The 9,348-nt window shown below is 70.9% G+C and carries 8 protein-coding genes; 6 read left to right on the top strand and 2 right to left on the bottom strand.

What is annotated here, in order from left to right; genetic code table 11:
- The first annotated feature begins 61 nt into the window (after positions 1-61).
- From ADL15_RS26480 to ADL15_RS26500, 5 genes are read left to right on the top strand one after another with little or no spacing between them, the layout of a single operon-like run.
- Positions 62-1,429, top strand: coding sequence for an aldehyde dehydrogenase family protein (locus tag ADL15_RS26480; RefSeq protein ID WP_232344338.1), 1,368 nt, complete (start codon positions 62-64; stop codon positions 1,427-1,429).
- Complete coding sequence (locus ADL15_RS26485; protein ID WP_198171016.1) at positions 1,426-2,442, top strand: ABC transporter ATP-binding protein; 1,017 nt, start codon at positions 1,426-1,428, stop codon at positions 2,440-2,442. The genes ADL15_RS26480 and ADL15_RS26485 overlap by 4 nt, the downstream gene beginning before the upstream one ends.
- A 10-nt stretch (positions 2,443-2,452) precedes the next feature.
- The gene (locus ADL15_RS26490; protein ID WP_198171017.1) at positions 2,453-3,634 is read left to right on the top strand and encodes an ABC transporter substrate-binding protein; all 1,182 of its coding nucleotides are present in this window, start codon (positions 2,453-2,455) and stop codon (positions 3,632-3,634) included.
- A gap of 1 nt (position 3,635) precedes the next feature.
- Positions 3,636-4,472, top strand: coding sequence for an ABC transporter permease (locus ADL15_RS26495; RefSeq protein ID WP_067696804.1), 837 nt, complete (start codon positions 3,636-3,638; stop codon positions 4,470-4,472).
- Positions 4,469-5,284 carry an ABC transporter permease gene (locus tag ADL15_RS26500; RefSeq protein WP_067696807.1) on the top strand — a complete coding sequence of 272 codons (816 nt, stop codon included), beginning with the start codon at positions 4,469-4,471 and terminating at the stop codon, positions 5,282-5,284. The genes ADL15_RS26495 and ADL15_RS26500 overlap by 4 nt, the downstream gene beginning before the upstream one ends.
- A gap of 5 nt (positions 5,285-5,289) precedes the next feature.
- On the opposite strand, the gene ADL15_RS26505 is transcribed toward ADL15_RS26500, so the two are convergent.
- The gene (locus ADL15_RS26505) at positions 5,290-5,826 is read right to left on the bottom strand and encodes a hypothetical protein (RefSeq protein ID WP_067696810.1); all 537 of its coding nucleotides are present in this window, start codon (positions 5,824-5,826) and stop codon (positions 5,290-5,292) included.
- Between the two features lie 305 nt (positions 5,827-6,131).
- Here ADL15_RS26505 and ADL15_RS26510 point away from each other — a divergent pair, with 305 nt between their 5' ends.
- A complete protein-coding gene (locus ADL15_RS26510) occupies positions 6,132-8,576 on the top strand; it encodes a HelD family protein (protein ID WP_157441611.1) in 2,445 nt (814 codons plus the stop codon).
- A gap of 576 nt (positions 8,577-9,152) precedes the next feature.
- Here the strand turns inward: ADL15_RS26510 and ADL15_RS55630 are convergent.
- Positions 9,153-9,348: hypothetical protein (locus tag ADL15_RS55630; protein ID WP_232344339.1), on the bottom strand; the 196-nt coding region annotated here is incomplete at its 5' end.

Raw genomic sequence — 9,348 nt, forward strand, 5'->3', positions numbered from 1 at the left:
TCCATTTACCGCCGCCCATGTCTGCCCCTACGGTGACCGGAACGTAGCGGGAGGTTCACAGGTGTTACAGGTTCCGGCACGGATCGGCGGGCGCCCGGTGAGCGCCGCCGAGTGGATCGAGGTGCGCAGCCCGTACGACGGCGCCCCGGTCGGCCGGGTGCCCGCACTGACCGCCGCGCACGTCGACGAGGCCTGCGCGGCCGCCGCCGATGCGCTGGCCCGCCGCGACTTCCCGCAGTACGCCCGGGCCGAGGTGCTCGAGCGCGCCGCCGAGATGCTCGCCGAGCGGGCCGAGGAGTTCGCGGTCACCGTCGCCCGGGAGGCGGGCACGCCGATCGTGGACGCCCGCGCCGAGGCGGCCCGGTGCGCGGACACCTTCCGGTTCGCCGCGGCCGAGGCGCGCACGCTGACCGGCGAGATGGTCCCGATGGACGCGTCGCGGAGCGGACCGGGCCGGCTCGGCCTGACGGTCCGGCACCCGGCCGGTGTGGTCGCCGCGATCACCCCGGTCACCTTCCCGCTGAACCTGGTCGCGCACCGGCTCGGCCCGGCGATCGCGGCCGGCTGCCCGGTGGTGCTCAAGCCGGCCGAGCTCACCCCGATCTCGGCGATCCGGCTGGTCGATCTGCTGGTCGAGGCGGGCCTGCCGGGTGACTGGATCTCGGTGGTCACCGGTACCGGCCCGGCGACCGGGATGCCTCTCGTCGAGCACCCGGTCCCGGCCGTGGTGTCGTTCACCGGCAGCGTGCCGGTGGGCCGCCGGATCCAGCGGGTCGCGGCCGGCAAGCGGGTGCTGCTGGAGCTCGGCTCGAACGCCCCGGTGCTGATCGAGCCGGGCGCCGACCTTTCGCGCGCGGTCGCCGCGATCCGGCGCGGCGGTTTCGCGTACGCCGGTCAGGTCTGCGTCTCCACCCAGCGGGTGCTGGCCCACCGCGCGGTCTACCCCGAGGTGCTCGCGCTGCTCCGGGACGCGGTGTCGACGCTGCGGCTCGGTGACCCGCTCGACGAGTGCACCGAGGTGGGCCCCTTGATCTCGGGCGCCGCCACCGGCCGGGTCGCCGACTGGCTGGCCGCGGCCCGCGAGGCCGGCGCGGACGTGCACGGCGGCGAACGGCGCGACGCGCTGCTCACCCCGGCGGTGGTCACCGACCCGCCCCGGGAGCTGGACGTGTACCGCCGCGAGGTGTTCGGGCCGGTCGTGACGGTCACGCCGTACGCGAAAATCGACGACGGCATCGCGCTGGCCAACGACAGTGACCACCGCCTGCAGGCCGGGATCTTCACCCCGGACCTGGCCGCGGCCCTGCGCGCGGCGAACGACCTGCGCTTCGACGGCGTGCTGATCAACGACGTGCCGGCGTTCCGCGCCGACCGGCAGCCGGATGTCTCCGACCTGACCGCATCGAGATTCGTGAGTGTGAGTGCGTGAACGCGATCAAGCTGACCGGGCTGCGCAAGTCGTTCGGCACCGTCGAGGCGGTGGCCGGCGTCGATCTGGAGATCGCCGACGGCGAGTTCTTCTCGATGCTGGGCCCGTCCGGTTCCGGCAAGACCACCGTGCTCCGGATGATCGCCGGCTTCGAGCTGCCCACCGCCGGCACGGTCGAGCTCGGCGGCCGCGACGTCACCCGGCTGGCGCCGTTCGAGCGGGACGTGAACACGGTCTTCCAGGACTACGCGCTGTTCCCGCATCTGAGCGTGCAGGAGAACGTCGAGTACGGCCTCAAGGTCCGCAAGGTGCCGCGCAAGGAACGCCGGGAGCGCGCCGAGCAGGCCCTCGCGTCGGTCCGGCTGACCGATTTCGGCTCGCGCCGCCCGGCCGCCATGTCCGGTGGACAGCGGCAGCGGGTGGCGCTGGCCCGGGCGCTGGTCAACCGGCCCAAGGTGCTGCTGCTCGACGAGCCGCTCGGCGCGCTCGACCTCAAGCTGCGCGAGCAGATGCAGGTCGAGCTGAAGGCGATCCAGCGCGAGGTCGGCATCACGTTCGTGTTCGTGACGCACGACCAGGACGAGGCGCTGACCATGAGCGACCGGGTCGCGGTCTTCGACGGCGGGAAGATCGTGCAGGTCGGCAGCCCGGAGGAGGTCTACGAGCGGCCGGCGAGCGCGTTCGTGGCCGGCTTCGTCGGCACCTCCAACGTCTTCACCGGCGAGGTGGCCAAGGCGCTCTTCGACCGCGCGGGCACTTTGTCGGTACGACCGGAAAAGATCACGTTCGACGGTGACGCCGGCGCACCCGGTGTGGTCGCCGAGGTGATCTACGCGGGTGCGGTGACCCGTTACGTGGTGGACCTGGAAGCCGGTGCCCGGGTGGTCGTGGTCGAGCAGAACCGCCACGGTTCCCCGGGCACCGGGCTGCGGGGGCAGCGGGTCCGGCTCAGCTGGCACGACGAGCACGTGATCGAGATCCCGGAGCGAAAGGAACCCTCAGATGGGGCATAACGGCAGGTGGATGACGGCGGTACTGGCCGCGGGTGTGCTCACCCTGGCCGCGTGCGGCGGTGGTTCCGACCAGGGCAGCGGTTCCGGCCCGGGCGGGCTCGCCGTCCCGAAGATCGACAAGCTGGCCGCGCTCGGCGCCGGCGAGGGCTCGGTCACCATCGTCTCGTGGGCCGGGTACGTCGAGGACGGCACCACCGACAAGACCGTCGACTGGGTGACCCCGTTCGAGAAGGACACCGGTTGCCAGGTGAACAACAAGGTCGCGGCCACCTCGGACGAGATGGTCACGCTGATGAAGACCGGCGACTACGACGTGGTCTCGGCCTCCGGCGACGCGTCGCTGCGGCTGATCTACGGCGGTGACGTGGCGCCGGTGAACACCGACCTGATCACCAACTACAAGGACATCTTCGACGGGCTGAAGAACAAGCAGTGGAACTCGGTCGACGGGGCCGCCTACGGCGTGCCGCACGGCCGGGGCGCGAACGTGCTGATGTACCGCACCGACACGGTCACCCCGGCGCCCACCTCGTGGGGTGCGGTGTTCGACGCGAACTCGCCGTACAAGGGCAAGATCACCGCGTACGACTCGCCGATCTACATCGCCGACGCCGCGCTCTACCTGATGAAGACCCAGCCCGACCTGGGGATCAAGAACCCGTACGCCCTGGACGACAAGCAGTTCGAGGCGTCCGTGGCGCTGCTCAAGGAGCAGAACAAGAACATCGGCGAGTACTGGTCGGACTACACCAAGGAGGTGCAGGCCTTCAAGTCGGGCAACTCGGTGATCGGTACGTCCTGGCAGGTCATCGCGAACCTGGCCAAGGCCGACAAGGCCCCGGTCGAGTCGGTGCTGCCCAGCGAGGGCGCGACCGGCTGGTCGGACACCTGGATGATCTCGTCGAAGGCCAAGCACCCGAACTGCGGCTACCGGTGGATGGACTACATCGTCTCGCCGAAGGCGAACGCCCAGGTCGCCGAGTGGTTCGGTGAGGCGCCGTCGAACAAGCTCGCGTGTGAGCAGACCACCGACAAGCATCACTGCACGACGTTCCACGCCGACGACGAGTCCTACTTCGACCAGGTCTGGTACTGGACCACCCCGCTCGCACAGTGCGTCGACGGGCGGACCGACGTGACCTGCAAGGACTACTCGGCCTGGACCCAGGCCTGGACGACGATCAAGGGCTGAGATGAGTTTCCTGCACCGGCATCCCCGCCTGCGCCTGGCGGCCCTGCTCTCCGCACCCCTGCTGTGGCTGGTCGTCGCGTATCTCGGCGCGCTCGCGGTGCTGCTGGTGTCGGCCTTCTGGACGGTGAACGGCTTCACCGGCGAGATGGTCCGGACGTTCTCCCTGGCGAACTTCCGGACCATCCTCACCGAACAGGTGTACCGCAACGTCACCTTGCGCAGTCTCGGGGTGGCGGCGTCGGTGACGGTCATCTGCGTGGTGCTGGCGGTGCCGATGGCGTTCTTCATGGCCAAGGTCGCCCGGCCGCGGTCCCGGCACTGGCTGGTGATCGCGATCCTCACCCCGCTCTGGGCGTCCTACCTGGTCAAGGCGTACGCCTGGCGGGTGCTGCTGGCCAACGGGGGACCGATCGAGTCGGTGTTCGGCGCGACCCCGGGCTACGGGCTGTTCGCGACGATCCTGGTGCTGTCCTACCTGTGGCTGCCGTACATGATCCTGCCGATCTGCGCCGGGCTGGAACGCCTCCCGGACTCGCTGCTGGAGGCGTCCGGTGACCTCGGCGCCCGCGCCGGGCGGACGTTCCGGTCGGTGGTGCTGCCGATGCTGATCCCGTCGGTGTTCGCCGGCTCGATCTTCACGTTCTCGTTGTCGCTGGGTGACTACATCACCGTGCAGATCGTCGGCGGCAAGTCGCAGCTGATCGGCAACCTGGTCTACGCGAACATCGGCGCGGCCAACAACCTGCCGTTCGCCGCCGCGATCGCCACCGTCCCGGTGCTCATCATGGTGATCTATCTGGTCGCGGTCCGCCGCTCCGGCGCTCTGGAGGAGTTGTGACGCTGTCCGGATCGGCGCGCTGGGCGCTGCGCCTGTTCATGGCGGTCGGGCTGACCTTCATCTACGTGCCGCTGCTGCTGGTGCTGGTGAACTCGTTCAACGGCGACCGGACGTTCGCGTGGCCGCCGCGCGACCTGACCACCCGCTGGTGGTCGGCGGCGTGGGAGAACGAGGGTGCCCGTCAGGCCCTGCTCACCTCGGTGCAGGCCGGCCTCGCCGCGACCGCGATCGCGTTGGTGCTCGGCACCCTGGTGGCGTTCGCGGTGCAGCGGTTCGCGTTCTTCGGCCGGGACACGCTGTCGTTGCTGATCGTGCTGCCGATCGCGCTGCCCGGGATCGTCACCGGCATCGCGCTGGACAGCGCCTGGCGGTCGGTGATGGGTGACCTCGGGATCGGCAAGGGGCTGTTCTCGGTGGTGGTCGGGCACGCGACGTTCTGCGTGGTCACGGTGTACAACAACGTGCTGGCGCGGCTGCGCCGCACCGGAACCAACCTCGAGGACGCTTCGGCCGATCTCGGCGCGTCCGGGTTACAGACTTTCCGGTACGTCACTTTCCCGCTGATCCGGTCGGCGTTGCTGGCCGGCGGGCTGCTGGCGTTCGCCCTGAGTTTCGACGAGATCATCGTGACCACGTTCACCGCGGGCCCGGGCGTGACGACGCTACCCATCTGGATCTTCAACAACCTGTTCCGCCCGAACCAGGCGCCGGTGGTGAACGTGGTCGCCGCGGTGCTGATCGTGCTCTCGGTGGTCCCGGTCTGGCTGGCCCAGCGCCTCGCCGGCCCCGAAGCCGGCGCCAGCCGCACCTGACCGGTTCAGTCGTGGACCAGGTGCGGGTCGTCCTCGTGGTCGGTGGCGCGGGCGGCGCAGAGGAAGGCGCCGCCGACCGCGAACGCGCCCAGCACCGACAGCGAGATCTGCTGCTGGTGGTCGACCTGCCGCTGGTAGACCTCCGGCGTGACCAGGACGACCCGGTCATGGTCGTTGAGGGCGTACTGCCCGTCCGCGGTCATCTCCGGGTTGCCCTCGAGCGCGACGAACGCCAGCACGATCGACAGCCAGAACCCGAAGAAGACCAGCCCGGCCGCGATCGCCGCCCAGACCGGCACGTGCGGCGGCACCCAGGACGCCAGACTCCACAGCCGTCGCGGCTGCTGTGTCCGGTAGGCGCGCCGGTTCGCCAGGATCCCGGCGGCGAACCCGGGCACGGTCATCAGCGCCGCGATCCCCACCGCCACCACCGAGTGAACCGGCCGATGCCCCAGGGCGAGCGCCACCACCAGCCCACCCGACCACAACACCCCGGCCCCGCACAGCGCGCTGTACCAGAGCAGCCCCCGATTAGACCTCATCCCGGAAAACGCTAGTGCCCACCCACCGCCCGCGGGCCACTTTCCCGTTCACCCACCCGGCTGTCCCGGTCCCGGCGCTCCCGCGGAGAAGCTCCTGTGGAGAAGCTCCTGTGGAGAAAGCGGAAGCGCTCCGGGCTCCCGCGGAGAGCGGAAGCGCGCGGAGAAAGCGAAAAGCGCGCCGGCTGACCGGCGCGCTGAAAGGGCATGGCTCAACCACCCACGCGCTGATACGCTAGGCAATTGTCACTGCCTTAATGGCAGCAAGGCCGAAAAACCCATATTCAGATTAAACCCTGGAGGCCCGGGTGTCAAGTCTGTCAAGTCTCGCCGAGGAACAATCCCAGCTCAGCGTGATCTACCGCCGCCTCGACGAACTCCGCGACCAGCTCCGCGCCCGTCTCACCGAGACGCAGCACCACGCCGGAGGCACCCCTGAGGCCCGCTCCCAGCGCGACGCCGCCTCCTACCGGTACGCCGAGCGTCTCGCCCAGTACGAGGCCGTCGAGCAGGGCCTCTGCTTCGGCCGCCTCGACCTGCGCGACGGCGACCGCCTGCGGATCGGCCGGATCGGCATCCACGACAGCGACCACCCGCTGCTCGTCGACTGGCGTGCCCCGGCCGCCCGCCCGTTCTACGTGGCGACCGCGATCACCCCGCACGACGTCACGCGGCGCCGCCACATCCGCACCCGGGACCGCACCGTCGTGGAGCTCGACGACGAGATCCTCGACCTGGCCGCCGCCACCGACCGTTCCCTGGTCGGCGAGGCGGCCCTGCTCGCCGCGCTGGCCGCGAACCGCACCGGCCGGATGCGCGACATCGTCGAGACCATCCAGGCCGAACAGGACCGGGTGATCCGTTCCGAGCCCGGTGGTGTCCTGGTCGTCCAGGGTGGCCCGGGCACCGGCAAGACCGCGGTCGCGCTGCACCGCGCCGCGTACCTGCTCTACACGTACCGGGAGCAGCTCGCCGCCCGTGGCGTCCTGATCGTCGGTCCGAACGCCACCTTCCTGCGCTACATCTCCCAGGTCCTTCCGTCGCTCGCCGAAACCGGCGTCCTGCTGGCCACCCCGGGCGACCTCTTCCCGGGGTTGACCGCGCGCCGGCCGGAACCCCCGGACGTCGCGGAGATCAAGGGCCGGTCCGTGATGACCGCGTTCCTGGCCGCCGCCGTCCGCGACCGCCAGCGGGTCCCCGGCCACCCGCGGGAGATCGAGGTCGACCGGCACGTGCTGCACCTGACCGCGGCGAACTGCGAACCGGCCCGGCAACGCGCCCGCGCCTCCGGTCTCCGCCACAACCTGGCCCGCCCGATCTTCACGGCCGGCGTCCTCGACGCGCTCGCCGCCCAGGTCGCCGACCGGATCGGCGCCGACCCGTTCTGGGACGACCCGCTCGGCGAGGCCGACGCGCTCACCTCCCCGAACCTCCTCGACGCCACCGACCTGGCCGACATCCGCTCCGACCTCGCCGCCAACCCGTCGGTCCAGGCCGCTCTCCACTCCCTGTGGCCGCTGCTCACCCCCACCCAACTGCTGACTGATCTGTACGCCTCACCCGGCGCCCTGGCCCGCGCCGCCGCGCCCCCGGCCCTCAGCACCGACCCGCCCACCCCGGTGAGCCAGGCGCCCGCGCAGCCGCTGCTCACTCCCGCCGAGTGCCGCCTGCTCCACCGTGACCCCGGTGGTGCCTGGTCGCCCGCCGACGTGCCGCTGCTCGACGAGGCTGCCGAACTCCTCGGCGAGGACGACCGTGCGATCCGCGCCGCCGCCGCCCGTGACCTGGCGCGACGCCTCGCCTACGCGCAGGGCGTCCTGGACATCACGGCCGGTTCGAAGTCCTACGAACTGGAGGACGACGACGAAGCCGCGATCCCGAACATCGCCGACGTCATGGAGGCCGACATGCTCGCCGAACGCCTGGAGGAGCGCGAGTTCCGGTCCACCGCCGAGCGCGCCGCCGCCGACCGGGACTGGGTCTTCGGCCACGTGATCGTCGACGAGGCGCAGGAACTCTCCCCGATGGCCTGGCGCCTGCTGATGCGCCGTTGCCCGAGCCGCTCGATGACGGTCGTCGGCGACCTCGCCCAGTCCGGTGCCCTGGGCGCGCCGAAGAGCTGGTCGGATGTGCTCACCGACTACGTCGCCGACCGCTGGCGACTGGCCGAGCTCACGGTCAGCTACCGCACCCCGGCCGAGATCATGGAGTACACCCGGCGGGTCCTGGCCACTGCCGACCCGGCGATCACCCCACCCCGCCCGGTCCGTTCGACGGGAGTGAACCCGTGGGAGGCCACCGGCACAATGGCCGACCTGGTCGCGCGGGTGTCGTACGAAATAGCCTCGATGAGCGACGGCCGCCTCGCGGTGATCGCCCCCGCCGGCCACCGCCCCGCCCTGGCCGCAGCCCTGCCCGAACTGACCACCGGCCACCGCCCCGCCCTGGCCGCGGCCCTGCCCGAACTGACCACCGGCCTGTCGCCGGACCTGGAGGCCCTGCCCGAACTGACCACAGGTCTGTCGCCGGACCTGGAGGCCCGGCCCGAGCTGACCACCGGTCTGTTGCCGGATCTGGAGGCCCGGGCCGTGCTGCTCACCGTCGCCCAGGCCAAAGGCCTGGAGTTCGACACCGTCGTGGTCGTCGACCCGGACCGCATCCGGACCGACTCCCCGCGCGGCGCCAACGATCTGTACGTCGCCCTGACCCGCCCCACCCAACGCCTCGGCGTCTTCACCCTGCTCCCCACCTGACCACCAGCCGGGTGGCGCCGCGGGCGATGGTGTGGCTCGGGGGCCAGGGTCCGCTGCGGTGGGCGGACGGCTGAGGGCTGGCCAGGCGGGGCAGCGGCAGCGGCCGGTAACGGCCCGCTGCCCCGCTCGCGCTCGCGCCCGCGCCCGGCCGTCCCGCAAGGTGGGCGCTGGTCCCAGCAGATGGTCCGGTCCGGGGTCTGCGGGGTCAGTGCGAGCACACGGTACGTCCCGGTGCCCCGCGATGTTCCGCGCTCCGTGGCGATAGCAGCGCGCGCCAAAACCCAGCTGGCCCTCACCGCCATCTCAAACCCGCCGCAACAACCCCCACCACCAGCCACCCACCTCAAGCTGGTCACAGCGGCCGTTATCCACCCGTCTTTCCGGCCCCCAGCACCAGCCGCCCACCCCGAGCTGGTCCTGGCGGCCGTTATCCGCCTGTCTTTCCGGCTCCCAGCGCCAGCCGAACGCGCCGAGCTGGTCCTGGCGGCCGTTATCCGCCCGTCATAGCGGCCCTCAGCGCCAGCCGAACGCGCCGGGCTGGTCGCAGCAGCCGTTATCCGCTCGTCTTTCCGGCCCTCAGCGCCAGCCGAACGTCCCGAGCTGGTCGCGGCGGCCGTTATTCACCGGTCTTTCGGGCTCGTAAGAGAACAAGCCGTTGCTTGACTGATTTCGTTTCGTTGATCTGTTATGGCGGTCACGGATGAGGTGCGGTCGATGTTGGCGGCGAAGTTCGAGGTGATCTTGCCGCATCTGAATGAGCGGCAGCAGCGGT

The sequence above is a fragment of the Actinoplanes awajinensis subsp. mycoplanecinus genome (assembly GCF_001509495.1).
In the GTDB taxonomy this organism is placed as follows: domain Bacteria; phylum Actinomycetota; class Actinomycetes; order Mycobacteriales; family Micromonosporaceae; genus Actinoplanes; species Actinoplanes palleronii.

What these genes read in the sequence shown, in the direction of transcription:
- ADL15_RS26495 (WP_067696804.1), top strand. Translation starts at nt 3,636, where the DNA reads ATGAGTTTCCTGCACCGGCATCCCCGCCTGCGCCTGGCGGCCCTGCTC.
- ADL15_RS26490 (WP_198171017.1), top strand. Translation starts at nt 2,453, where the DNA reads ATGACGGCGGTACTGGCCGCGGGTGTGCTCACCCTGGCCGCGTGCGGC.
- ADL15_RS26505 (WP_067696810.1), bottom strand. Translation starts at nt 5,826, where the DNA reads ATGAGGTCTAATCGGGGGCTGCTCTGGTACAGCGCGCTGTGCGGGGCC.